The 23,789-nt window shown below is 66.0% G+C and carries 22 protein-coding genes; 2 read left to right on the top strand and 20 right to left on the bottom strand.

The annotated features are described in order from the left end of the window. Positions 1-38: 38 nt before the first annotated feature. Both AC3IFE_RS00110 and AC3IFE_RS00105 read right to left on the bottom strand, forming a co-directional pair. Entirely contained in the window at positions 39-254 is a 216-nt protein-coding gene (locus AC3IFE_RS00110) for an HP1242/YdcH family protein (RefSeq protein WP_006478692.1), read from the bottom strand. Between the two features lie 76 nt (positions 255-330). Then, the gene (locus AC3IFE_RS00105) at positions 331-1,068 is read right to left on the bottom strand and encodes a hypothetical protein (RefSeq protein WP_089467564.1); all 738 of its coding nucleotides are present in this window, start codon (positions 1,066-1,068) and stop codon (positions 331-333) included. 165 nt (positions 1,069-1,233) lie between these two features. Here AC3IFE_RS00105 and AC3IFE_RS00100 point away from each other — a divergent pair, with 165 nt between their 5' ends. Next, entirely contained in the window at positions 1,234-3,558 is a 2,325-nt protein-coding gene (locus AC3IFE_RS00100; protein WP_089467565.1) for a Tex family protein, read from the top strand. 114 nt (positions 3,559-3,672) lie between these two features. Here AC3IFE_RS00100 and AC3IFE_RS00095 read toward each other — a convergent pair whose 3' ends face one another. The 17 genes from AC3IFE_RS00095 to ndk all read right to left on the bottom strand — a co-directional run bounded on the left by AC3IFE_RS00095 (position 3,673) and on the right by ndk (position 22,389). Further along, positions 3,673-5,589 (bottom strand): potassium transporter Kup, encoded by a 1,917-nt coding sequence (locus AC3IFE_RS00095; protein ID WP_089467566.1) that lies wholly within the window; start codon positions 5,587-5,589, stop codon positions 3,673-3,675. A gap of 271 nt (positions 5,590-5,860) precedes the next feature. Further along, complete coding sequence (locus AC3IFE_RS00090; RefSeq protein ID WP_006478688.1) at positions 5,861-6,457, bottom strand: phosphoribosyltransferase; 597 nt, start codon at positions 6,455-6,457, stop codon at positions 5,861-5,863. A gap of 7 nt (positions 6,458-6,464) precedes the next feature. Next, positions 6,465-7,811 carry an adenylosuccinate synthase gene (locus AC3IFE_RS00085; protein ID WP_089467567.1) on the bottom strand — a complete coding sequence of 449 codons (1,347 nt, stop codon included), beginning with the start codon at positions 7,809-7,811 and terminating at the stop codon, positions 6,465-6,467. A 113-nt stretch (positions 7,812-7,924) separates the two neighbouring features. After that, positions 7,925-9,073, bottom strand: a complete 1,149-nt coding sequence (locus tag AC3IFE_RS00080; protein WP_489189195.1) for an ATP phosphoribosyltransferase regulatory subunit — start codon at positions 9,071-9,073, stop codon at positions 7,925-7,927. A gap of 114 nt (positions 9,074-9,187) precedes the next feature. Continuing rightward, positions 9,188-9,379 (bottom strand): DUF2065 domain-containing protein, encoded by a 192-nt coding sequence (locus AC3IFE_RS00075; RefSeq protein ID WP_012328623.1) that lies wholly within the window; start codon positions 9,377-9,379, stop codon positions 9,188-9,190. 36 nt (positions 9,380-9,415) lie between these two features. Beyond that, positions 9,416-10,315, bottom strand: coding sequence for a protease modulator HflC (hflC, locus tag AC3IFE_RS00070; RefSeq protein WP_489189194.1), 900 nt, complete (start codon positions 10,313-10,315; stop codon positions 9,416-9,418). Between the two features lie 15 nt (positions 10,316-10,330). Continuing rightward, complete coding sequence (gene hflK / locus AC3IFE_RS00065) at positions 10,331-11,677, bottom strand: FtsH protease activity modulator HflK (RefSeq protein ID WP_489189193.1); 1,347 nt, start codon at positions 11,675-11,677, stop codon at positions 10,331-10,333. A gap of 47 nt (positions 11,678-11,724) precedes the next feature. Then, a complete protein-coding gene (gene hflX, locus AC3IFE_RS00060; RefSeq protein WP_489189202.1) occupies positions 11,725-12,897 on the bottom strand; it encodes a GTPase HflX in 1,173 nt (390 codons plus the stop codon). Positions 12,898-12,969: 72 nt separating this feature from the next. Beyond that, entirely contained in the window at positions 12,970-13,209 is a 240-nt protein-coding gene (hfq, locus tag AC3IFE_RS00055) for an RNA chaperone Hfq (RefSeq protein WP_006399927.1), read from the bottom strand. Positions 13,210-13,350: 141 nt separating this feature from the next. After that, complete coding sequence (der, locus tag AC3IFE_RS00050) at positions 13,351-14,688, bottom strand: ribosome biogenesis GTPase Der (RefSeq protein ID WP_011549692.1); 1,338 nt, start codon at positions 14,686-14,688, stop codon at positions 13,351-13,353. Between the two features lie 247 nt (positions 14,689-14,935). Further along, entirely contained in the window at positions 14,936-16,081 is a 1,146-nt protein-coding gene (bamB, locus tag AC3IFE_RS00045) for an outer membrane protein assembly factor BamB (RefSeq protein ID WP_059645732.1), read from the bottom strand. Positions 16,082-16,122: 41 nt separating this feature from the next. Next, positions 16,123-16,752: a tetratricopeptide repeat protein gene (locus AC3IFE_RS00040; protein ID WP_006478678.1), complete on the bottom strand. Its 630-nt coding sequence runs from the start codon at positions 16,750-16,752 to the stop codon at positions 16,123-16,125. A 58-nt stretch (positions 16,753-16,810) separates the two neighbouring features. Continuing rightward, the gene (gene hisS / locus AC3IFE_RS00035; protein ID WP_034207440.1) at positions 16,811-18,151 is read right to left on the bottom strand and encodes a histidine--tRNA ligase; all 1,341 of its coding nucleotides are present in this window, start codon (positions 18,149-18,151) and stop codon (positions 16,811-16,813) included. A 20-nt stretch (positions 18,152-18,171) separates the two neighbouring features. Then, on the bottom strand, positions 18,172-19,476 hold the full coding sequence (gene ispG / locus AC3IFE_RS00030; protein WP_027806072.1) for a flavodoxin-dependent (E)-4-hydroxy-3-methylbut-2-enyl-diphosphate synthase: 1,305 nt from the start codon (positions 19,474-19,476) through the stop codon (positions 18,172-18,174). 112 nt (positions 19,477-19,588) lie between these two features. Next, positions 19,589-20,605, bottom strand: a complete 1,017-nt coding sequence (locus tag AC3IFE_RS00025; protein WP_489189192.1) for a helix-turn-helix domain-containing protein — start codon at positions 20,603-20,605, stop codon at positions 19,589-19,591. Positions 20,606-20,768: 163 nt separating this feature from the next. Further along, on the bottom strand, positions 20,769-21,908 hold the full coding sequence (gene rlmN, locus AC3IFE_RS00020; RefSeq protein WP_489189191.1) for a dual-specificity RNA methyltransferase RlmN: 1,140 nt from the start codon (positions 21,906-21,908) through the stop codon (positions 20,769-20,771). A gap of 55 nt (positions 21,909-21,963) precedes the next feature. Then, entirely contained in the window at positions 21,964-22,389 is a 426-nt protein-coding gene (gene ndk, locus AC3IFE_RS00015) for a nucleoside-diphosphate kinase (RefSeq protein WP_006478674.1), read from the bottom strand. A gap of 249 nt (positions 22,390-22,638) precedes the next feature. Here ndk and AC3IFE_RS00010 point away from each other — a divergent pair, with 249 nt between their 5' ends. After that, entirely contained in the window at positions 22,639-23,337 is a 699-nt protein-coding gene (locus AC3IFE_RS00010) for a Bax inhibitor-1/YccA family protein (RefSeq protein WP_006484459.1), read from the top strand. 45 nt (positions 23,338-23,382) lie between these two features. On the opposite strand, the gene AC3IFE_RS00005 is transcribed toward AC3IFE_RS00010, so the two are convergent. Next, positions 23,383-23,789, bottom strand: a 407-nt coding sequence (locus AC3IFE_RS00005; RefSeq protein ID WP_489189190.1) for a transposase, incomplete at its 5' end; no start/stop codon positions are given.

Raw genomic sequence — 23,789 nt, 5'->3', positions numbered from 1 at the left:
CCAGCGCCCGGGCGGCGCCGGCGCTTGCCAGGCCGCGCTCAGGCGCGCTTATCCGGTTCGAGCTGCGATTGCAGCAAAATGATTTTGTCCTTGGCCGCCAGCTTTTCCTTCTTCAGGCGGTGCAGCGTGATGTCGTCGATGTCGGAGTGTCCTTCCTTCAGCTCGATCTCCCGAGCGAGCTGCTGGTGCTGCTCCTGCAATGCAGCCAAACGGTTGTGCAATTCCTGCTGCTGTTCCGTGTGACGGTTTTGCATACTTGCCTCCTCATCGAAGCAGCGCGACGGCCGGCATGCCGACGCGCCCGAGACTGATCCCGATCAATTCAACACGTTACTGCCCCTGCTGTTGCTGCTGTTTGGCCTTCTCGGCCGCTTCCTGCTGACGCCGCTCGACATCGGCCTTGTGCTGCGCGGCTTCCTTCTGCTTCTGCTCGTAGCGCGTGGCGTTGTCCGCCCGCTCCTGCGCCTTCTGCGCCGCCTGTTGGCGCGCCTGGTCGAGCTTGCGCTGGAAATCCGCCTGCTTCTGGTCGTATGCCTGCTTGCTCGCCGCACGTTGCGGCCCTTCCGCGCCGCGCTGCGCCTGCTTCAGTGCATTCTGCTCCTGCTTGTCGCGGAATGCAGCCGCGTTGGCCGCGTCGTTCGCCGCCCGCTGCGGTGCTTCCGCCGCGTTCTGGGCCTGCTTCAGCGCCTGCTGCTGGTCGCGCTGCTGCGCCCGCACCGCACGCTGCTCGTCGTTGAGCGCGAGCTGCTCCTGGCGGATGCTCGCCCGCTCCTCGCGCATCTGGTCGCGCGCCTTGCCGAGACAGTGATTGACGAAGAACTTGCTATAGCAATCGTGCTCCGCCACCGCATAACGATAATCGTTTTCTGCGGAGCGTTGATTGAGCACTTTTTGACGGGCGTCGAAATCCGGGGCGGCCGAGGCGGCAACGGACGCGGACGCGGCGGCGTCCGAGGCCTGCGCGAATGCGCCGGAAGGCCCGGCAGACAAAGCCGCGGCGAGCGCTGCGCCGAGCGCGACGAGAGAAATACGGGAAGTTGGCAACGTCGTAGGAAAGCTGCGGGACATGTGTCAAATTCTATCACCCCCGGCTGGACGCTCCGCCATTTATGGCAAAATGCCCCGCTTCATTCACCCGCGGCCTCCGGCCTCGCCGGGCCCGCCGGGCAGCCCGCGGCTTCCGGCCGGCCGGCCCGCGCCGCGATTTCAGCAGGCAGACAGACCATCCACGACATGACGGAAACCGTAGCACTCAAGATCGTACAGCGCATCGCCACCGAACTGTCCGTCCAGCCGCGCCAGGTCGCGGCGGCCGTGCAACTCCTCGACGAAGGCTCGACCGTTCCGTTCATTGCCCGGTACCGCAAGGAAGTGACCGGCAACCTGGACGACACGCAGCTGCGCCAGCTCGAGGAACGCCTCCTGTACCTGCGCGAGCTCGAGGATCGCCGCGCCGCGATCCTGTCGAGCATCGACGAACAGGGCAAGCTGACCGACGAACTGCGTGCCGCGATCGACGCGGCCGACAGCAAGCAGGTGCTCGAGGACCTTTATCTGCCGTACAAGCCGAAGCGCCGCACCCGTGCGCAGATCGCCCGCGAGGCCGGCCTCGAGCCGCTCGCGCAGGCGTTGCTCGCGAACCCGCTGCTCGACCCGCAGGCCGAGGCGGCCGCCTATGTCGACGCCGACAAGGGCGTCGCCGACGTGAAGGCCGCGCTCGACGGCGCGCGCGACATCCTGTCCGAGCAGTTCGGCGAGACGGCGGAGCTGCTCGGCAAGCTGCGCGACTACCTGCACAGCCAAGGCGTCGTGTCGTCGGCCGTCGTCGAGGGCAAGGAAAACGAGGAAGGCGAGAAATTCCGCGACTATTACGACTACGCGGAAACGATCAAGACCGTGCCGTCGCACCGCGCGCTCGCGCTGTTCCGCGGCCGCAACGCCGGCGTGCTGACGATCAAGCTCGGCCTCGGCGAAGAACTCGACGCGCAGGTGCCGCACCCCGGCGAGGCGATGATCGCGCGCCATTTCGGCATCGCGAACCAGAACCGGCCGGCCGACAAATGGCTGTCCGACGTCTGCCGCTGGTGCTGGCGCGTGAAGGTGCAGCCGCATATCGAAAACGAACTGCTCACGCAGTTGCGCGAAACGGCCGAAACCGAAGCGATCCGCGTGTTCGCACGCAACCTGAACGACCTGCTGCTCGCCGCGCCGGCCGGCCCGAAGGCCGTGATCGGCCTCGACCCGGGCCTGCGCACGGGCGTGAAGGTCGCGGTCGTCGACCGCACCGGCAAGGTGCTCGCGACCGACACGATCTACCCGCACGAGCCGCGCCGCGACTGGGACGGCTCGATCGCGAAACTCGCGCGCATCGCCGCGCAGACGCAGGCCGAGCTGATCAGCATCGGCAACGGCACCGCGTCGCGGGAGACCGACAAGCTCGCGAGCGAATTGATCGCGAAACACCCGGAGCTGCGGCTGCAGAAAATCGTCGTGTCGGAGGCCGGCGCGTCGGTCTACTCGGCGTCCGAGCTCGCCGCGAAGGAATTCCCCGAACTCGACGTGTCGCTGCGCGGCGCCGTGTCGATCGCCCGCCGCCTGCAGGACCCGCTCGCCGAGCTCGTGAAGATCGAGCCGAAGGCGATCGGCGTCGGCCAGTACCAGCACGACGTGAACCAGCGCGAACTCGCCCGCTCGCTCGACGCGGTCGTCGAGGATTGCGTGAACGCGGTCGGCGTCGACGCGAACACGGCGTCGGCCCCGCTACTCGCCCGTGTGTCGGGCCTGAACGCGACGCTCGCGCGCAACATCGTCGACTACCGCGATGCGAACGGCCCGTTCCCGTCGCGCGAGCATTTGCGCAAGGTGCCGCGCCTCGGCGACAAGACCTTCGAACAGGCCGCCGGCTTCCTGCGCATCAACGGCGGCGAGAATCCGCTCGACCGCTCGTCGGTGCACCCGGAAGCGTATCCGGTCGTCGAACGGATGCTCGCGAAGATCAACAAGCGCATCGACGACGTGCTCGGCAACCGCGAAGCGCTGTCGGGTTTGTCTCCGGCGGAATTTGTTGACGAACGTTTCGGCCTGCCGACCGTGCGCGACATCCTGGCCGAACTGGAGAAGCCGGGCCGCGATCCGCGCCCGGAATTCAAGACGGCCACGTTCCGCGAAGGCGTCGAAAAGGTGTCGGATCTCGTGCCGGGCATGACGCTCGAAGGCGTCGTGACGAACGTCGCCGCATTCGGCGCGTTCGTGGATATCGGCGTGCACCAGGACGGTCTCGTCCACGTGTCCGCGATGTCGACGAAGTTCATCAAGGATCCGCACGAAGTCGTGAAGGCCGGCCAGGTCGTCAAGGTGAAGGTGATCGACGTCGACGTGAAGCGCCAGCGCATTGCGCTGACGATGCGGCTCGACGACGACGCGGCCGCGCCCGGCATGGCCCCGCGCGGCGGCCAGGATCGCGGCAACGCGGGCCGCGGCGCCGCCCGCCCGCAGCGTTCGCGCGAGCCGGAACCGGCCGGCGCGATGGCCGCCGCATTCGCGAAGCTGAAACGCTGAGCACGCGAAGCGTCGACGCACAAAAAACCCGCCGAAAGGCGGGTCTTTTATTGCTTCGGCGAAGCGCGCGGCCCGCTCGGCATGGCCACCGCATGGGCGGCCCCACCGCGTCCGTCAGATCTCGATCTTGGTGCCGAGCTCGACGACGCGGTTCGCCGGAATCGAGAAGAAGTCGGTCGGTTTCGCTGCGTTCTGATGCATCCACGCAAACACGCGTTCGCGCCAGATCGACATGCCGGGCAGATGCGTCGGCACCACCGTTTCGCGCGCGAGGAAGAACGAGGTGTCCATCAGTTCGAACGTCATGTCATGCGTGCGGCCGAATTCCTCGAGCACGGCCTTCACGTCCGGCGTCTCGTTGAAGCCGTACTCGGCCTTGACGATGTACAGGCCGCCACCCGCATCGCGCGAGCTCAGGCGCTTGTCGTCGCGCACGTACGGAATGTCGCGCGTGACGAACGTCAGGAAAATGGTCCGCTCGTGCAACACCTTGTTGTGCTTCAGGTTGTGCAGCAGGCTGACGGGCACGAGCTTGTCGTTGCCGGTCAGGTAGATCGCGGTGCCCGACACGCGGTGCGGCGGATGCGCGAGCAGCCCCTGCAGGAACGGCTCGAGCGGGATACCGTCGGCCGCCGTGCGTTCCTTGACGATGTGGCGCCCCTTGTACCAGGTCATTAGCAGGAAGAACAGCAGCGCGCCGATACCGAGCGGCAGCCAGCCGCCCTGCGCGACCTTCAGCAGGTTCGCGCCGAAAAAGCCGAGGTCGATCGCGAGGAACACCGCAATGATCGCGCCGACCAACAGCCGGTTCCAGTTCCATACCTTGACCATCACGACGCACGCGAGCACGGTCGTGATCACCATCGTCGCCGTCACCGCGATGCCGTACGCGGCCGCGAGGTTGTCCGAACTCTTGAAACCGACGACGATACAGAGGATCACGAACAGCAGCAGCCAGTTCACGACCGGCACGTAGATCTGGCCGATCGCGAGTTCGGACGTATGCAGCACCTTCATGCGCGGCACGTAGCCGAGCTGGATCGCCTGCGACGTCAGCGAATACGCGCCCGAGATCACGGCCTGCGACGCGATCACGGTCGCGACCGTCGACAGCACGACGAGCGGCAGCAGCCCCCATTCGGGCGCCAGCAGGAAGAACGGGTTTTCGATCGCTTTCGGATTCTGGATCAGCAGCGCGCCCTGGCCGAAGTAGTTCAGCACGAGCGACGGCATCACGAGCCCGTACGCGGCGTACCGGATCGGCTTTGCACCGAAGTGGCCCATGTCCGCGTAGAGCGCTTCCGCGCCGGTCAGCACCAGCACGACCGAGCCGAGTACGACGTAGGCCTGCAGCAGGTGGTCGGCCATGAACGACGCCGCGTAATACGGATTGATCGCCGCGATGATGCCCGGCACGCGCATGATGTGGTACACGCCGAGCGCCGCGATCACGACGAACCACAGCACCATGATCGGGCCGAACAGCTTGCCGACCAGCGCGGTGCCGTGCCGCTGGATCCAGAACAGCGCGATCAGGATCACGATCGTGATCGGCAGCACGAGATGGGACAGGTGCGGCGTCGCGATCTCGAGACCTTCGACGGCCGACATCACGGAAATCGCCGGCGTGATCACCGCGTCCCCGTAGAACATGCACGCGCCGAATATCCCGAGCGCCATCAGCGCGCCCGCGACCCGGGTTTTGGAGTCTAGCGGCCGCAGCGACAGCGCCATCAGCGCGAGCACGCCGCCTTCGCCGTTGTTGTCCGCCCGCATCACGAACAGCAGGTATTTGACGCCGACCACCAGCACGATGGCCCAGAACAGCAGCGAGATCACGCCGAGAATCGACGCTTCGGTCAGCGGAATGCCGTGCGCGGGGCTGAACGCCTCCTTCAGCGCATACAGCGGGCTGGTGCCGATGTCGCCGAACACGACGCCGATGGCTGCTATCGCTAGCGCCCGCATCGAGTGTTGTTGCGTCGAATGCGGCGAATGGGCGGCGTCGGTCGCGTGGGTCGTGTCGTTCATATGAAGCGTAATAATCGGGTCCGGGTCGGACAAAACGAGCGCTATTCTACTCGCGCCCCCGTGAAACGCCGCCCTGCCGTGTTGCCGTGGAACCACGTGATCCACGTGACGCATGCAATCCGACGCGACCTGTGGCAGGGCAGCCATCATAGCCGGGGCCGCGCCCCCTGCCTATCGGGTGCGCACCGCGCACCGCGTGGCGCACCGCGCGCCAACGAAAAACGGCGCCGCAAGCGGCGCCGTACAAGGCTGTCCTTCGATCGGCCGGCGCTTACGCGCCCGAACCGTCGCGCTGAGCGCGACCGCGCTTGATCCACGCCTCGAGGTTGTGCGGACGAACCGTGTCCCACTCCTCGAACGGCTGATGAATCCACGGATTCGTCGGCAGGAACTGCGTGTGATAGTCGGGCTTGACCTTCGAGCACCCCTTGTACCAGAGCACGGCCGAACGCACGGCCGTGACCGCCGGATAGCGCTCCTTCAGGTGCTCCTGCACGCGCGCGAGCGTGACGCCCGAATCGACGAGATCGTCGACCAGCAGCACGTTGCCCGCGAGATGGCCGCGCGTCATCGTGATGTACTGCGCGATGTCGAGCTCGCCCTGCTCGGTGCCGGCTGCTTCCCGGTACGAACTCGTCGCGAGGATCGCCAGCGGAACGTCATAGATGCGCGACAACTGGTCGCCGACGCGCAGGCCGCCGCGCGCGAGGCACAGGATCTGGTCGAACTTCCAGCCCGAGGCGTGCACCTGAAGCGCGAGCAGTTCGATCAGACGGTGATATTCGTCCCAGCCTACCCACAGGTTCTTGTCGTCGTTGCGCGGATCGGTCATCAAGTCTGCCGCCGTCATCGTGATTTGCTGCGTCATCTGGGTCTTACACCTTGAACGGATGGCGGAGCAGGATCGTTTCGTCGCGGTCCGGGCCCGTCGACACCATGTCGACCGGCACGCCAGCCACTTCCTGGACGCGGGCAAGGTAAGCCTGCGCATTCGCCGGCAGCGCGTCCCACGTATTGATCCCGACGGTGCTTTCCTTCCAGCCCGGGAACGTCTCGTACACCGGCTCGCAACGCGCGACATCGACCGCGCCGCGCGGCAGGATGTCCACGTCCTTGCCGTCGACCTGGTAGCCGACGCACAGCTTGACTTCATCGAGGCCGTCGAGCACGTCGAGCTTGGTCATGCACAGACCCGACACGCCGTTGATCTGGATCGAGCGGCGCAGCGCAGCCGCATCGAGCCAGCCGGTGCGGCGCGGACGGCCGGTGACCGAACCGAATTCCTTGCCGACGTTCGCGAGCGTGACGCCGATCTGGTCCTGACGCTGCGGGTTGTCCGCATCGTACAGCTCGCTCGGGAACGGGCCCGAGCCGACGCGCGTGCAATACGCCTTCGTGATGCCGAGGATGTAGTTGAGCTTCTGCGGACCGACGCCCGCGCCGGCCGACGCCGCCCCTGCGACGCAGTTGCTCGACGTGACGAACGGATAGGTGCCGTGATCGATGTCGAGCAGCGTGCCTTGCGCGCCTTCGAACAGCAGGTTCTGGCCCGCGTTGTTCGCGTCGTACAGGCGGCGCGACACGTCGGCCACCATCGGTTTCAGGCGATCGGCATAGCCGAGCATCGTGTCGAGCGTGGCCTGGAAGTCGACGGCCGCGCCGCCCAGATACTGGGTCAGCACGAAATTGTGGAAATCGAGATTTTCGCGCAGGCGATCGGCGAAGGTCTTCGCGTCGAACAGGTCCTGCACGCGCAGCGCGCGGCGGCCGACCTTGTCTTCGTACGCGGGGCCGATGCCGCGGCCGGTCGTGCCGATCTTGCCGGCGCCCTTGCGCGCTTCGCGCGCCTGGTCGATCGCGATGTGGTACGGCAGGATCAGCGTCGTGGCTTCGGAGATGAACAGACGGTCGCGTACGTTCACGCCGGCTTCTTCGAGCTCGCCGATTTCCTTGAACAGTGCTTCGGGGGACAGGACGACGCCGTTGCCGATGTAGCAGGCGACGCCTTCACGCATGATGCCCGACGGAATGAGGCGCAAGATCGTTTTCTTGCCGCCGATGATGAGGGTGTGGCCGGCGTTGTGACCGCCCTGGAAACGCACGACGCCCTGAGCGTGGTCCGTCAGCCAGTCGACGATCTTGCCCTTGCCTTCATCACCCCATTGCGTTCCCACGACGACGACGTTGCGCCCGGGAGTCACGTTCACTGCGCTGGCAGACATGTTGATTCGTTAGCTGGTTAAAAACGTATTCTACCTATGTTCGCGGGCGTTTCCGAATTTTTCCGTTTCGCTTCAACGATATGCACGCCGAAGCACGGCCCGCGAACACCTCTTTATCGGGGTTCGACCATCCATGCGCCGTTACGCTCGACGAGCGAACGATCGCACGCGAACTCGTCGAGCACGTGGTCGTGGCCCGGCAGCGCCTGGATCACGACTTCGCCCGCATCACGCAGCGCCGCGACGGCCGCGCCCAGCGCGTCGTCCTGCGCCCACGGCGCGAGAATCGCGGTACCGCGCGCCTCGACCGGCGAAATCCGCGCGAGTTCGCGCAGGTCGAGCGAGAAGCCGGTTGCCGGACGGGCGCGGCCATAGGCCTGCCCCACGTGGTCGTAACGGCCGCCGCGCGCGATCGCGTTCGGCACGCCGTCGACGTATGCGGTGAACATCGCGCCGCTGTGGTACGCGTAGCCGCGCATGTCGGCGAGATCGATCGCGACTTCGACGCCCTTCGCCTGCGACGCGAGCTGCGCCAGATCGTCGAGCGCCCGCGTGATTTCGGGCAGCACCGGCAGGCGCGTACGCGCCTCGGCCAGCACGCTCGCGTCGCCGTAGAGGTTCGGCAGCGCGCGCAGCGCGGCGCGCGTATCGGCGCCGAGATCGTCGGTGAGTTCGTTCAGCAGCGGCACGTCCTTGCCCGACAGCGCGTCGTACAGCGACTCGCCGCGTTCGGCGGCCTGCGCGTCGCGCGCCAGCAGCGCCGCAAGCACGCCCGCGTGACCGAGGTCGAGACGGATGCGCGACAGACCTGCGAGATGCAGCGCGTCGAGCATCAGTTGCTGGATCTCGAGATCGGCTTCGAGCCCGGCGTGGCCGTAGATTTCGGCGCCGATCTGGATCTGCTCGCGCGTCGCGTGCAGGCCGCGCGGGCGCGTATGCATCACGTGGCCCGCGTAGCAGAGGCGCGTCACGCCCTGACGGTTCAACAGGTGGGCGTCGATGCGCGCGACCTGCGGCGTGATGTCCGCGCGCAGGCCGAGCGTGCGGCCCGACAGTTGGTCGACCAGCTTGAAGGTGCGCAGGCGCAGATCGGCGCCGCCGCTCGTCAGCAGCGACTCGAGGTATTCGAGCAGCGGCGGCATCACCATTTCGTAGCCGTACGAGCGGAAGCGGTCGAGTAGCCTGCGGCGCAGCTCCTCGATCTTGCGCGCTTCCGACGGCAGCACGTCGGCGATATTCTCGGGAAGTAACCAGGTCGACATCGGTACGGTCCTACGACGGGAAACGGTGCGCGTCACGCGCGCCGCGAGTTGAATCGGAACTTCGAAATCAGGGCGGAACGAACGGCCGATGCGCCGTCCGGATCGCGGCGCCGGTCAGGTCGCGAGCAACAGCAGCACGAGCCCGAGCACCATCACGATCAGCCCGCCGATCCGGATATGATGCGGCGGCCGTTCCGCTATTCTACGAAACGTGTCACGCCATGCGGACGGAAACACGAAGGGGAATGCGCCCTCGATAATCAGCATCAGCGCTACTGCGAGCAACAACGAGCCAGCCAGGTCCATGCGAGCGACGGCGCCGCTCGACGCGGCGCCCCAAGGTCAATGTTTGCGGGGAGCAGGCGCCGCCGGTGCGGCACCGCCCGTCGGGCTGCGCATGAAGCGGAAGAACTCGCTGTCGGGATCGACGACGATGATGTCATTGCGCTTGAACGTGTTCCGGTAGGCCTGCAGGCTCGCGTAGAACTGATAGAACTGCGGATCGCGGCCGAACGCGTCGGCGGCGATCGTGGCGGCCTTCGCGTCGCCCTCGCCCTTGATCGTCTGCGCGGACTTGTACGCGTTCGCGAGCACGGCCTGCTGCTCGCGTTCGGCGTCGGCCTTGATCTGCTCGACGTCGGCCGCGCCTTGCGCACGCACCTGGGCCGCCTGATCGCGCAACGCGCCGATCATCCGTTGATAGACGGCTTCCGTCTGCGCGGCAGGCAGGTCGACACGCGTCAGCTGGACGTCGACCACGTCGACGCCGAAAACGGACGCTTGCGCCTTCGCCGCATCGCGCGCCGCATCGGCGATCGCGCGTTGACTGCCGAGGGCATCGTCGAGCGCGCGCTTGCCGAATGCGTCGCCGAGCGCGCCCTTCAACGCGCCGGACAGCCGTTCGGCCGCAGCCGCCGGGTCGCCGCCCGTCGCGGTGAAATATTTCATCGGATCGCTGATCCGGTACTTCACCGTGTACGCGACGAGCAGGTCGTGCTTGTCTTCGGTCGCCAGCTGCAGCGGATCGGACGATTCGAGCGATTGCAGGCGCGTGTCGATCAGCGTGGCCGTCTGCAGCGGCGGCGGCAGCTTGAAGTGGACGCCGGGCCCCGCGAGCTCCGGCTGCGTGCCGTCGCGACCCGACAGCACGGCTGCATGGCGCGGATCGACGGTGAGGACCGTCGACGAGGCCGCGAAGGCAACGATCACGATTGCGACGACGAGCGCAATGATTCGGTTCATGTTCTGCGTTCCCCGTTACTTCGTATCGTCTTCACGCGAGCGGCTGCGAAACGCTTCGCGCGATCGCAGCACGTCGACACCCGACGCGGTGACGGCCGGTGCGGCGCTCGCCGGTGCGGCTGCGGCCGCCGCCGGCGCCGTGGCCGCCGGTGCCGACGCCGCATCGGGCGCGGACGCGCCGGTCGACGCCGCGGCGTTTTGCCGCCCCTGCTCGACGAGCTTGTCGAGCGGCAGGTACACGACGCTGTTGCCGCCCTTGTTGCCGATGAACACTTTCGTCGCGTTCGAATAGATTTCCTGCATCGTCTCGAGGTACATCCGCTCGCGGATGACCGCGGGCGCCTTCGAGTACTGCGCATAGACCTGCTTGAAGCGGTCCGCGTCGCCCTCGGCTTCCGTGACCACGCGATCGGCATACGCCTTCGCTTCGTCGACGAGCTTCGCCGCATCGCCCTGCGCCTTCGGCAGCAGGTCGCTCGCATACGCCTGCGCGGCGCGCTTCGCGGCCTCGCGCTCGTCGCGCGCCTTCGCGACTTCGGCGTATGCGGCCTGGGTCTGCTCCGGCGCCGCGACGCTCTGCATCGTGACGGCCGTCACCTCGAGCCCCGACTGGTAGCGGTCGAGATCGCGCTGGATCGCGGTGGAAAGCTGCTCGCGCAGCGCATCGCGATCCTGATTCAGCATGTCGGCCGCGCTGCGCGTGCCGACGATCGCGCGCACCGCGGCTTGCGCGGCCTGCGACACGCTGCGCTCGGGATCGACGCTGCGGAACAGGTAATCGGTGGCGGAACGAATCCGGTACTGGACGATGAAGCGCACGTCGACGATGTCGGCATCGCGCGTCAGCATCGCGGCTTCCTTCACGTTCGCGAGACGCACGACGTTGTTGCGGCCGATCTCGATCGAGCGGACCTGCGACGTGTCGACGATCTCGTGCGACGCGAACGGATACGGCGCGCGCCAGTGCACGCCCTGGCCGACCGTGCCCGACAGCTTGCCGAGCTGCAGCACGACGCCCGTCTGGCCTTCCTGCACGACGAACAGCCCGCTGCCCGCATACACCGCGACCAGCACGCCGATCACGATCCCGACGCCGACCCGTGCGGCCCGGCCGTTGTCAGGACGAAAGCCGTTGCCGCCCTTGCCGCCGAACAGGCCGCTCAAGCGCCGGTTGAAGTTGCGCCACATCTCGTCGAGATCGGGCGGACCATCGCCGTCGCCGCCTGGCGGGCGCTTCGATTCGTTCGCGCGCGGACGGGATCCGTCCTTGCCATTGCCTTCGCCGCGTCCCCAGCGGGGATCGTTGATTGACAGCAAGGCGCGCATCCGCCGCCAGGTACTCCGCTCGTTGTATTCGTTCACCAGAGTTTGTTCACCAGATTAGACGCCGACGAACCGGCCGGGACCGGTTAGCGCCCGTGTTCGGAAATCGTGTGGTCTTCGTGTGGTTCAGCGGACGTGCCATCGAGCGCGTCGGGTAACGTCGCGCTGGAAAGGTGTTCCGCGGAGGCGATTTCGGCGATGGCGGCACGCAACGTATCGAGACCCTGACCGGTGCGCGCGCTCAAAAAGACGCGCGAAATATTACCACACTCGTCACGCTCGACCGCGTCGCCGCGGGCCGCCAGCTCGGGTACGGCGTCGATCTTGTTGAATACCAGCACCTGGCGGATCGTGTCCGCGCCGATCTCGTGCAGCACGCCGTTGACCTGCTCGATCTGCTCGAGCCTGACCGCGCTCGACGCATCGACCACATGCAGCAGCAGATCCGCGTGGATCGTTTCCTCGAGGGTCGCGCGGAACGCCGCGACGAGCTGGTGAGGCAGCTCGCGGATGAACCCGACCGTATCGGACACGACGATCTGCCCGACTTCGTCGCCGAGGTACACGCGCCGCGACGTCGTATCGAGCGTCGCGAACAGCTGGTCGGCCGCGTACGCCTGCGCTTTCGTCAGCGCATTGAACAGCGTCGACTTGCCCGCGTTCGTATAGCCGACGAGCGACACCGACATCGTGCCGCTGCGCGCGCGCTGCCGGCGCTGCGTGCTGTGCTGGCGGCGCAGCCGGTCGAGCCTCGACTTCAGCATCTTGATGCGTTCGCCGATCAGCCGGCGGTCGGTTTCGAGCTGGGTTTCGCCGGGGCCGCGCAGGCCGATACCGCCCTTTTGCCGTTCGAGGTGGGTCCACGCGCGAATGAGCCGGGTCGACAGGTATTGAAGCTGCGCGAGCTCGACCTGCAGCTTGCCTTCGTGGCTGCGGGCGCGCTGCGCGAAGATGTCGAGGATGAGGCTCGTGCGATCGACCACGCGCCTGTTAAGCGCTTGCTCCAGATTACGTTGCTGGGCGGGCGCCAACGCGTGGTTGAAGATGACGATTTCGACGTTGTGCGCGTCGCAGGCAAGCCGCAGTTCTTCGGCTTTGCCGCTGCCGATGAACATCTTGGCATCGGGGCTGGCGCGACGACCCGTGAGGGTGACGGCGGGACGGGCCCCCGCACTGGAGGCGAGAAGACTGAGTTCTTCGAGACTGGCTTCGAAATCGGTCTTGCCGAAATCGATGCCGACGAGCGCTGCGTTGATCAAATTATCGGGTGTCAAGATAAGGCGGCTGGCATCGGTCGCTCGCGGCGACCGGATGCCGGCCGCTGCGATAGGTTAGGACGAGGCTTCCGCGTCCGGGTGGAAATTCACCGGGCGCGCCGGCACGACCGTCGAGATGGCGTGCTTGTAAACCATCTGGGTCACCGTATTACGGAGCAACACGACGTACTGGTCGAACGATTCAATGTTCCCTTGAAGCTTGATGCCGTTGACGAGGTAGATCGAAACGGGAACGTGCTCTTTGCGCAGTGCGTTCAAAAACGGGTCTTGTAACAATTGCCCTTTGTTGCTCATGGCGTACTCCATCTTTTTTTGCAGGTTGATCTGGATTGGCGGCGAAGAAAAAGAGATCCGGCGCCAATCGCTACACTATAGCTGATTTTGCCTGCCCCGCCCGGCCACTGGCCATGCGGCCGATGCCTTGCGGGGCGTGCTTCAGCCCTTGTCCGCGTACGGGTTGTTCGACGAACGGAACTCTATGCGCAATGGAGTCCCGGTCAGCGAGAAAGTTTCGCGGAACCGGTTTTCGAGGTAACGCTTGTAGGTCTCCGTCACCGCGTCGAGCGCATTGCCGTGGATCACGATGATCGGCGGATTCTGGCCGCCCTGGTGCGCATAGCGCAGCTTCGGGCGCACCGGGCCGCGACGGCGCGGCTGCTGGAATTCGACGGCCTCGATCAGCGCGCGGGTAAGCTTCGGCGTCGGCAGCTTCGCCATCGCCGCCGCGTACGCGTCGTCGACCGAGCGCATCAGCGCGCCGATACCCGTCTTCTTCGCGGCCGAAATGAAGTGCGATTTCGCGAAGTCGAGGAATTTCAGCTTGCGGGTCAAATCCGCTTTCGCGCGGTCGCGCGCGTGATCGTCGAGGCCGTCCCACTTGTTGACGCCGATCACGAGCGCGCGGCCCTGCTCGACGACGAAGCCGGCGATGTGCGCGTCCTGGTCGGAAATGTCCTGCTGCGCATCCAGCAGAAGAATGACGACGTTCGCGTCGGAGATCGACTGCAGCGTCTTCACGACCGAGAACTTCTCGATCGCCTCGAACACCTTGCCGCGGCGTCGCAGGCCGGCCGTGTCGATCAGCGTGTATTTCTTGCCGTTACGCTCGAAGTCGACGTAGATCGAGTCGCGCGTCGTGCCCGGCATGTCGAACGCGATCACGCGGTCTTCGCCGATCAGCGCATTCACGAGCGTCGACTTGCCGACGTTCGGGCGGCCGACGATCGCGATCTTGATGCCGCGCGACGGATCGTCCTCGTCCGCTTCCTCGGGCTGGCCCGCATACGCGACTTCCAGCGCCTCGTTGATCATGTCGGTCACGCCGTCGCCGTGCGCGGCCGAGATCGCGCGCGGATCGCCGAGCCCGAGCTCGTAGAAATCCGTCGCGACCGCCGTGTACTTCATCCCCTCGGCCTTGTTGACGACGAGGAAGATCGGCCGGCCGGTCTTGCGCAGGTAGTCGGCGATCGACTTGTCCTGCGGCGCGAGCCCGTTGCGGCCGTCGACGATGAACACGACGACGTCGGCTTCCTCGACGGCCTGCCGCGTCTGGCGCGCCATTTCGTGCAGGATGCCGTCCTTCGCGACGGGCTCGAAGCCGCCGGTATCGACGACCAGGTACGGCCGCTCGCCGACGCGTCCTTCGCCGTAATGGCGATCGCGCGTGAGGCCCGGCAAGTCGGCGACCAGCGCATCGCGCGAGCGCGTGAGCCGGTTGAACAGCGTGGATTTCCCCACATTGGGGCGCCCAACGAGGGCAATGACCGGTTTCATCTGTGTTTTCTACGGTGAAGCGCAGCAGCGGGAGGCCCGCTGCTGCGGGCGGCTGCGCTGAATGAAAATATCACGAATTCGCGCCGCGCCGGATGCGTGCGCCCGGCGCGCGTTGCGCGCCGTCGTCTTTCGTCTCGAACTGCCTTTCAAATACCGAGCGGCCGGGAACGCCGGCCGCCTTCAAGTTACGCGGCCGCGGCGCGCGGGATCTGCCCGCCGCGCCACGGCCGTGCCTGTTTCCTGCGCGTCAGCGCGGGCGGAACCCGTACAGGCCGCCGTCCTTCGTCTGCACGACGAGCGTATTGCCCGCGAGGACCGGCGCCGCCGTGATCGCGCTGCCGTCGGTCTTCATCCGCGCGATGAAGCTGCCGTCTTCGCGCGACAGGAAGTGCACGAAGCCCTTGTAATCGCCCATCACGACCGCGTGCCCGAGCAGGTACGGCACGCCGACGTCACGGCTCTTCAGCTTGTCGTTACGCCAGAGCTGGTTGCCCGTGGCCGCGTCGTACGCGGTGACGACCGACCAGTCGTCGCCGCCGGCAACCACCGAATCGTCCTGCGCGAGGCCGCTGCGGCTCGAGAACGGCTTTTCCCACAGCGGCCGCCCCGAATTCGCATCGAAGCAGCCGAGCTGCCCCTGGAACGTCACCGCACAGGTTTCCGCGCCCACGAGCGTCGGCGGGCCGCTGACGTCGTTGATGCGCTCGACCTCGGTCACGCCCTTCGGGAACGACACCGGGGTCTGCCAGAATGGCTCGCCCGTCTGCAGGTTGATCGCGACCAGACCGCCGCCCGGGAAGCCCGCGAGCACGGCCGCGTCGCCGGCGAACGTCATGCCGGCCGACACGCGCAGGTTCAGCGGCACCGCACGGTTGCGGTAGTTCCACTTCTGCTCGCCCGTCTGCGCGTTGAACGCGATCACCTGGCCGTCGATCGTGCGGACGATCACGAGGCCGTTGCCGACGAGCGGCGGCGAGAAGATCTCGCCCTGCACGGTGGTCTTCCACAGCTGCTTGCCGTCCGGGCCCAGCACGAACACGCCGCCCTTCAGCGCACCGACCGCGGTCAGGTTGCCGTCGCTGCCGACGCCCGCCGACAGGTCCGAACCGACCTTCGAGCGCCACAGCGTCTGGCCCGTCTTCGCGTCGATTTTCTCGACCGACCCGTTTTCGCCCGCCGCGTAGACGGCGTCACCCACGGCCACCGGCGAGAACAGGTAGCGTCCGCCCTTGCCGACGCTCGCCTTCCAGACCTGTTGCACGTCCATGACGGGCTTGAACTCGGTGAGCGGCGTCGGCACGCGGCGCGCGTCCTTCGACGACGAGCAAGCCGCCAAAGCGAGGACAGCCGCCGCGCAGGCAACGGGCACAGCGTAACGTTTCAGCAAATTCATCGGTTAGCGAAGCAGAGTTAAGAGGTTGAGGGGACCGGGATTCAGCCGCCGAGCGCGTCCAGCTTGAACTGCACGAGCTGGCGCGCGGACTGGTCGTCCTTCGACAGGCCGTCGAGCGCGAGCTTGTAAGCCGCGCGCGCATCGTCGGTCTTGCCTTGCGCGGCAAGCAGATCGCCGCGACGATCGGCCACGAGGCCCTTGAATGCATCGACCGGCGTACCCGAGAGCAGCGCGAGGCCCGCATCGTATGCCTTCTCGTCGAGCAGCAGCGACGCGAGACGCAGCTTCGCGATCTGCTTGTACTCGTCGTCCTTGGCGTGATCGACGGCCCATTGCAGCTGCGCCTTCGCGCCCGCCGCGTCGCCGGCCGCATACAGCGTCTTCGCGGCCGCGAGCGCCGTCATCTGCGCATACGGCGTGCTGCCGAACTTGTCTTCCATGTCGGCAGCCGCGCGGGCCATCGTCGCCTTATCGTTCGCGGCGGCGGCCTTCTGGACCTGCTCGTACAGCCCGGACGCCTCGGCAGCCTGACGGCGCTGCCAGTAGTTCCAGCCGTTGAAACCGGCCGCGACGACGAGCGCCGCGAGCACGATCCACGTGGTGAGGTTGCCCCAGCGGGCCCACCACGCCTTGAGACTTTCAATCGATTCTTGTTCGTCGTGATAACTCATCGGCGAGCGATTCCTTCTTCCTGTTCAGGCTTTTCTTGTCGAGCGGATGCCAGCGCGATCAGTCGTCGCCGTCTTCGGCGGATGCAACCATCGCATTGATTAGGAATTCGGTCAAGCTTTCGACCGGTACGGTCTGCTGAACGTTCTTTTCCCCTTCCGCACCCGCGCCGCGCAACGCTTTCACGCCCACCGTGCCGTTCGCGACCTCTTCTTCGCCGAAGATCACCGCGAACGCGGCGCCGCTCGCATCGGCCCGCTTCATCTGCGACTTGAAGCTTGCCGGCGCGCCGTCGGCGCTGCAGTGGAAGATCACGTCGAGGCCCGTGTCGCGCAGGCGCTCGGCCGCGATGAACGCCTGTTCGCGCGCGGTCTCGCCCTGGTGCACGACGTACACGTCGACGCCTTCCTGCTCGGGCGCGAGATCCTCTTCCTTCAGCAGTTCGAGGATCCGCTCGATGCCCATCGCCCAGCCGCACGCGGCGGTCGGCTTGCCGCCGAGCTGCTCGATCAGCGGATCGTAGCGACCGCCGGCCGCGACCGTGCCCTGCGCGCCGAGCTTGTCGGTTACCCACTCGAACACGGTCAGGTTGTAATAATCGAGGCCGCGCACGAGACGCGGGTTGATCTTGAACGGAATGTTGTTCGCGAGCAGCAGGCGCTGCAGTCCTTCGAAGTGCGCGCGCGATTCGTCGCCGAGGAAGTCGATCAGCTTCGGCGCGTTCTGCGCGATCTCCTGCAACGCGGGATTCTTCGTGTCGAGCACGCGCAACGGGTTCGTATACAGGCGGCGCTTCGCGTCCTCGTCGAGCACGTCGGCGAACTGCTCGAGGTACTTGATCAGTTCGACGCGGTGCGCGGCGCGCTCCTCGGCGAGGCCGAGCGAATTGATCTCGAGCTTGATGCCGGTCAGGCCGAGGTCGTCCCACAGACGCTGGCACATCATGATGATCTCGGCATCCGCATCGGGACCCGCGAAGCCGAGCGCCTCGACGCCGACCTGGTGGAACTGGCGATAGCGGCCGCGCTGCGGACGCTCGTGACGGAACATCGGGCCGATGTACCACAGGCGTTTCGGGCCGTCGTACAGCATGTTGTGCTCGATCGACGCACGCACGACGGCCGCAGTGTTTTCCGGACGCATCGTCAGGTTCTCGCCGTTCAGCGCGTCGGTGAAGCTGTACATCTCCTTCTCGACGATGTCCGTGACCTCGCCGATGCCGCGCGTGAAGAGCTGCGTGTGTTCGACGATCGGCGTGCGGATGTTCTGGTAGCCGTACGCGCGCAGCAGCGATTTCACGGTAGCTTCGAAGAATTCCCACAGGCCGGCATCCTGCGGAAGGATGTCGTTCATGCCTTTGACGCCGGTGAGCTTCTCGATCTTGCGTTTCTGTTCAGTCATCGTTCGTGTGTGTGGACGAATTAGTTCAGGGCCTCGGTGCGGCCGTAATTGCGCGCGACGTAGTCGCTGACGATCTGCTGGAATTCCTCGGCGATCCGCTCGCCGCGCAGCGTCTTGACCTTCTCGCCGTCGATGAAGACGGGCGCGGCCGGGTTCTCGCCCGAACCCGGCAGGCTGATGCCGATGTTCGCGTGCTTCGATTCGCCCGGGCCGTTGACGATGCAGCCCATCACCGCGACGTTCATCTTTTCGACGCCCGGATATTCCTTGCGCCAGGCCGGCATCTGCTCGCGCAGATACGTCTGGATCTGCATCGCGAGTTCCTGGAACAGCGTGCTCGTCGTGCGGCCGCAGCCCGGGCACGCGATCACCATCGGCGCGAACGAGCGCAGGCCCATCGTCTGCAGGATTTCCTGGCCGACGATCACCTCGCCCGTGCGCGACGCGCCCGGTTCCGGCGTCAGCGAGATGCGGATCGTGTCGCCGATCCCTTCCTGCAGCAGCACACCGAGCGCTGCCGTCGACGCGACGATGCCCTTCGAGCCCATGCCGGCCTCGGTCAGCCCGAGGTGCAGCGCGAAGCCGCAGCGGCGGCCGAGTTCGCGGTACACGGCGATCAGGTCCTGCACGCCGCTGACCTTGCACGACAGCACGATGCGGTCGCGGCCCAGGCCGAGCTCGACCGCGCGTTCGGCCGAGCCGATCGCCGACTGGATCAGCGCCTCGTACATCACGCTCTGCGCGTCCCACGGCTGCGCCCGCGCGCCGTTCTCGTCCATCATGCGCGCAAGCAGGTCCTGGTCGAGACTGCCCCAGTTCACGCCGATCCGCACCGGCTTGTCGTACTTCGCCGCGGCCTCGATCATCTGCGCGAACTGCGTGTCGCGCTTCGCGCCCTGGCCAACGTTGCCGGGGTTGATCCGGTACTTCGACAGCGACTCCGCGCAGCCGGGGTAGTCGCGCAGCAGCAGGTGGCCGTTGTAGTGGAAATCGCCGACGAGCGGCACGGTCACGCCCATCCGGTCGAGCTGCTCGCGAATCGCCGGCACGGCGGCCGCGGCTTCGGGCGTGTTGACCGTGATGCGCACCAGTTCGGAGCCCGCATTCGCGAGTTCCTTGATCTGGATCGCCGTGCCGATCGCATCGGCCGTGTCGGTATTCGTCATCGACTGCACGCGCACCGGCGCGTCACCGCCGATCGTCACGAGTTGCCCGCCCCAGCGGACATCCACCGCATGCGATACGCGGCGCGGCTGATGCCCGCCGAACACCGGCTCGGTTGAACAAATCTGACTGCTGCGTGGGGATTGAGCTTCGGATTGCATCGATAGATCCATTTACGCGGAATGCGCCGCGACGCGGCGCATGAATTGAAAAAGCGCCGTGCCCTCACGGCCTGCCGGTATCGACGGCAAGCCTTCGCCACGGCGCTTGACGTCAGGGCAACGTGAACCGCGCCACGTTACCCCGCGCTGCCGAATATTTTGCCGGATCGACCGGTTTTCCGTCGAACGCAACCGCGTCGAGGCCGGCCTTGTTGCCGATCGTGACCTTGAACGGCCCGTCACCGGCAACCTGCTTCGTTTCGCCGGCGCGCACCAGCGCCGAGAACAACTCCTTGCCGTTCTTGTCGCGCACGCTGAACCAGCAATCCTGCTTGACCTTCAGTTCGACCATCGACTGGCCTGCCGCCACCACGACGCTCGCCGGCTGGGCCGGCGCGGCCGTGCTCGCCGCCGCCGCTTCCGCCACGGGCTGCGACGCAGCCGCCGTCGCGACCGGAGCCGCCGGCGCCGGAACGGCCGACGCGATCGCCTGCGCCGGGGCAGCCGATGCGGCAGCCGGGGCCGGAACCTCATTCGCCACCGCCGCCGACGCGCCGTTCGTCGCCGCCTCTTCGGCAGACGACGATGCCACCGACGCGCTCGCAGCGGACGCATGCTCGGCGTCGCCGCCCTTGAAGCGCGCGAGCAGGCTCGACGAATCGCCGCCAGTGTGCCACATCAGTACGGCGACCACCGCGACGACGACGATCCCCGTTCCCCACAGCCACGGATGGTTGCGCGACGAGCCGCCGAGCGGAATCGACACGCGGCCGCGCGGCAGATCCGTGCCCGACGACGCAGGCATCGACAGATCGACTTCCGGCACCCCACGCTCGCGGCGCAGCGCCTGCGCGAACGGCTCCGGATCGACGCCGAGCATCTTCGCGTAGCTGCGCACGACACCGAGCGCGAACGTCACGCCGGGCAAATGGCTGATGTCGCCGGCCTCGAGCGCCCGGAGTTTTTGCGGTGCGACCTTGAGTCGCGCCGACACGTCGTCGACCGACCAGCCCTTCGTCTCCCGAAGCTGCGCCAGGCGGCTGCCGACCGCCGCCAGCGATTCCAGTCCCGCCGGTGCCGGCTTTGCGGCATTCGTCTCTGCGCCGTTAGACGGCTGCGGCTCACTCATCCTTGTCCTCGCGTCGATTCTTCTTCACTGGCGGCTGCCGCCGGCCCCTGCCGGCCGGCACCCGCAACGGTTCATACCATGCGCGGCGCCGAGGCGCCGCGACCGATCGCTATTCGCGTGTTGCACCGCCAAAGGGTTCGGGCACCCCGGCCAGGTGCCCCCGTCAAACTGCCCGAACTTCGATGATTTTTCCTGCCGCGCCCGTCCGCTCCGCGAGGCGCGTGCGATCCTTCACCGCGCCGGCCAGTTGCCCGCACGCGGCATCGATGTCGTCGCCGCGCGTCTTGCGCACGGTCGTGACGACACCCGCATCGATGAGGATCTGGGCGAAGCGCTTGATCTGCTCCGGCTTCGAGCGGAGGAGGCCCGATTCCGGAAACGGATTGAACGGGATCAGGTTGAACTTGCACGGCACGTCACGCGTGACGGCCAGCAGTTCGCGCGCATGCGCTTCGGTATCGTTGACGCCGTCGAGCATGCAGTATTCGAATGTAATGAAGTCGCGCGGCGCGACTTTCAGATAACGCTGGCACGCGGCCATCAGCTCGCGCAGCGGATACTTCTTGTTGAGCGGCACCAGCTCGTCGCGCAGCGCATCGTTCGGCGCATGCAGCGAGACGGCCAGCGCGACCGGCAACTCGGCGCCGAGGCGGTCCATCATCGGCACCACGCCGGACGTCGACAGCGTGACGCGACGGCGCGACAGGCCGTACGCGTTGTCGTCGAGCATCAGCCGCATCGCGGGCACGACCGCGCTGTAATTCAGGAGCGGCTCGCCCATGCCCATCATCACCACGTTGGTGACGACCCGTTCGGCCTTGCCGTTCGGGCCGGGCGCGCGGCCCAGCGACGCTCGCAATGCAAATTCGGCCATCCGGAGCTGGCCGATGATTTCAGCTGTCGACAGGTTGCGGGAGAAGCCCTGCTTGCCCGTCGAACAGAAGCGGCAGTTCACCGCGCACCCGGCCTGCGACGACACGCACAGCGTGCCGCGCGTCTCTTCCGGGATGAACACGGTTTCGACCGCATTGCCGTTTCCGACGTCGATCAGCCACTTGCGCGTACCGTCGGCGGAAACGTGATCGCTGGCGATGTCCGGCATCACGATCGATGCGCGGCCCTTGAGTTTTTCCCTCAGGGACTTCGCGAGATCGGTCATGCCGTCGAAATCGCCTGCGTTGTATTGGTGGATCCAGCGCTGCAACTGCTTGGCGCGGAACGGCTTCTCGCCTAGGCTGCCGCAGTACGCGACAAGACCCTCGGCGTCGAAGTCGAGAAGATTGACGGAAGTTTCGCTCGTCATGATGTGCTGCCTTGCCGCGTGCGCTGAATCCTGCCTACTTGCTGTCAGCCAGGGCTTAACGCGAGTAAACGTTCATTTCCGGGAAGAAGAACGCGATTTCGACCGCTGCCGTTTCCGCAGCGTCCGAGCCGTGCACGGCGTTCGCGTCGATGCTGTCGGCGAAGTCGGCGCGGATCGTGCCCTTTTCCGCCTTCTTCGGATCCGTTGCGCCCATCAGGTCGCGGTTCTTCAGGATCGCGCCTTCGCCTTCCAGAACCTGGATCATCACCGGGCCCGAGATCATGAAATCGACGAGGTCCTTGAAGAACGGACGCGCTGCGTGAACTGCGTAGAACTTCTCTGCGTCGGCACGCGATAGGTGCGCCATGCGCGATGCGACGATCTTCAGGCCGGCGCCTTCGAAACGGCTGTAGATCTGGCCGATCACGTTCTTTGCCACCGCATCCGGCTTGATGATCGACAGGGTGCGCTCGATTGCCATAAAAACTCCAAAAAATTAAGAAGTTACAGGTTCAAATGAATCCGCTATTGTAGCACGATCCCGTGTATCATTGCGATTGAACCCTTACACACGTGAAAGGTTCGGAATCCCTGTGTTTTGTGCCGCCCGGCCATTGAAACCTCCGGGCACGGAACGTATCTTAGCCATAGCTGCTCCGGTTTGCTGCGCCGCACACCGCGTGCGCCGAACCGGCCCCGGACGCTCACGCGTTCAATGTTAGGAGAAACCATGAACGACTATCCGTACAATTTCGGCCGCGGCGGCTCCGTCAGCACCGCCGAGGTTCGCAACCGCGTGCTGCGGAACACGTACTGGCTGCTCGCGCTGTCGATGGTGCCGACCGTGCTGGGCGCCTGGGTCGGCGTCGCGACGGGCTTCTCGCTGTTCGCGGCCACGAGCCCGATGATGAGCCTGCTCGCGTTCTTCGCGATCGCGTTCGGCTTCATGTTCGCGATCGAGCGGACCAAAAACAGCGCGGCCGGCGTGTTCGTGCTGCTCGGCTTCACGTTCTTCATGGGCCTGATGCTGTCGCGGCTGCTGAGCTTCATCCTCGGCTTCTCGAACGGCCCGTCGCTGATCATGCTCGCGTTCGGCGGCACCGGCATCATCTTCGCCACGATGGCGACGATCGCCACCGTCAGCAAGCGCGACTTCTCGGGCCTCGGCAAGTGGCTGTTCATGGGCGTGATCGTGATCCTGCTCGCGTCGGTCGCGAACATCTTCCTGCAACTGCCGGCGCTGATGCTCACCGTGTCGGTGCTCGCGATCGCGATCTTCTCGGCCTACATGCTGTTCGACGTCCAGCGCGTCGTGAACGGCGGCGAGACGAACTACATCTCGGCCACGCTCGCGATCTACCTCGACCTGTACAACGTGTTCACGAACCTGCTCGCGCTGCTCGGCATTTTCGGCGGCAACCGCAACTGACGTTCGGCACGCACCATGAAAAACCGGCCCGCGGGCTAATGCCGTTCAGTTAAGGTTCTTTTTAAGGACGCGGACGGCATAGCGTTTTGGCACGGCCTTCACGGCCCGCTCGAATTTTCGAGCGGGCCGTTCTTCTTTGAGTAGCGCGACCAGACGTAGTCGCAGTCGTTGCAGCAGGGCTGGGAGTTTGCCCTGCGCACGGGTAACCGCGGCCCAGTGCAATTCGTACTGGATGACGTGGAAGGCGCGCACGAAGCTAATCTCGGTCGGCTCGCACTTCACCGCAAGCGCGGCCTTGGCAATCTCCAATCGCACGAGGTTGTAGGCAATCAGCGCGCCCCAGATTTCCTGATACACCCCCTCAACGCTGCGGCTGCGCAGGATCGGCGCCATGCCCATCATCGTCTGCTTGAGTTCTCGATAGCTGGTTTCAATTTGCCAGCGGCGCGCAT

It is taken from the genome of Burkholderia sp. APQ4-4ca (assembly GCF_057837105.1).
The sequence above is the reverse complement of the archived record's forward strand: the minus strand, read 5'-3'. Positions and strand labels throughout refer to the sequence as shown.

What these genes read in the sequence shown, in the direction of transcription:
- AC3IFE_RS00090 (WP_006478688.1), bottom strand. Translation starts at nt 6,457, where the DNA reads ATGACGCAGCAAATCACGATGACGGCGGCAGACTTGATGACCGATCCG.
- AC3IFE_RS00075 (WP_012328623.1), bottom strand. Translation starts at nt 9,379, where the DNA reads ATGGACCTGGCTGGCTCGTTGTTGCTCGCAGTAGCGCTGATGCTGATT.
- AC3IFE_RS00040 (WP_006478678.1), bottom strand. Translation starts at nt 16,752, where the DNA reads ATGAGTTATCACGACGAACAAGAATCGATTGAAAGTCTCAAGGCGTGG.
- hfq (WP_006399927.1), bottom strand. Translation starts at nt 13,209, where the DNA reads ATGAGCAACAAAGGGCAATTGTTACAAGACCCGTTTTTGAACGCACTG.
- AC3IFE_RS00010 (WP_006484459.1), top strand. Translation starts at nt 22,639, where the DNA reads ATGAACGACTATCCGTACAATTTCGGCCGCGGCGGCTCCGTCAGCACC.
- AC3IFE_RS00085 (WP_089467567.1), bottom strand. Translation starts at nt 7,811, where the DNA reads ATGTCTGCCAGCGCAGTGAACGTGACTCCCGGGCGCAACGTCGTCGTC.
- AC3IFE_RS00110 (WP_006478692.1), bottom strand. Translation starts at nt 254, where the DNA reads ATGCAAAACCGTCACACGGAACAGCAGCAGGAATTGCACAACCGTTTG.
- rlmN (WP_489189191.1), bottom strand. Translation starts at nt 21,908, where the DNA reads ATGACGAGCGAAACTTCCGTCAATCTTCTCGACTTCGACGCCGAGGGT.
- AC3IFE_RS00095 (WP_089467566.1), bottom strand. Translation starts at nt 5,589, where the DNA reads ATGAACGACACGACCCACGCGACCGACGCCGCCCATTCGCCGCATTCG.
- ispG (WP_027806072.1), bottom strand. Translation starts at nt 19,476, where the DNA reads ATGCAATCCGAAGCTCAATCCCCACGCAGCAGTCAGATTTGTTCAACC.
- AC3IFE_RS00025 (WP_489189192.1), bottom strand. Translation starts at nt 20,605, where the DNA reads ATGAGTGAGCCGCAGCCGTCTAACGGCGCAGAGACGAATGCCGCAAAG.
- hisS (WP_034207440.1), bottom strand. Translation starts at nt 18,151, where the DNA reads ATGACTGAACAGAAACGCAAGATCGAGAAGCTCACCGGCGTCAAAGGC.
- AC3IFE_RS00080 (WP_489189195.1), bottom strand. Translation starts at nt 9,073, where the DNA reads ATGTCGACCTGGTTACTTCCCGAGAATATCGCCGACGTGCTGCCGTCG.
- bamB (WP_059645732.1), bottom strand. Translation starts at nt 16,081, where the DNA reads ATGAATTTGCTGAAACGTTACGCTGTGCCCGTTGCCTGCGCGGCGGCT.
- AC3IFE_RS00100 (WP_089467565.1), top strand. Translation starts at nt 1,234, where the DNA reads ATGACGGAAACCGTAGCACTCAAGATCGTACAGCGCATCGCCACCGAA.
- AC3IFE_RS00105 (WP_089467564.1), bottom strand. Translation starts at nt 1,068, where the DNA reads ATGTCCCGCAGCTTTCCTACGACGTTGCCAACTTCCCGTATTTCTCTC.
- hflC (WP_489189194.1), bottom strand. Translation starts at nt 10,315, where the DNA reads ATGAACCGAATCATTGCGCTCGTCGTCGCAATCGTGATCGTTGCCTTC.
- der (WP_011549692.1), bottom strand. Translation starts at nt 14,688, where the DNA reads ATGAAACCGGTCATTGCCCTCGTTGGGCGCCCCAATGTGGGGAAATCC.
- ndk (WP_006478674.1), bottom strand. Translation starts at nt 22,389, where the DNA reads ATGGCAATCGAGCGCACCCTGTCGATCATCAAGCCGGATGCGGTGGCA.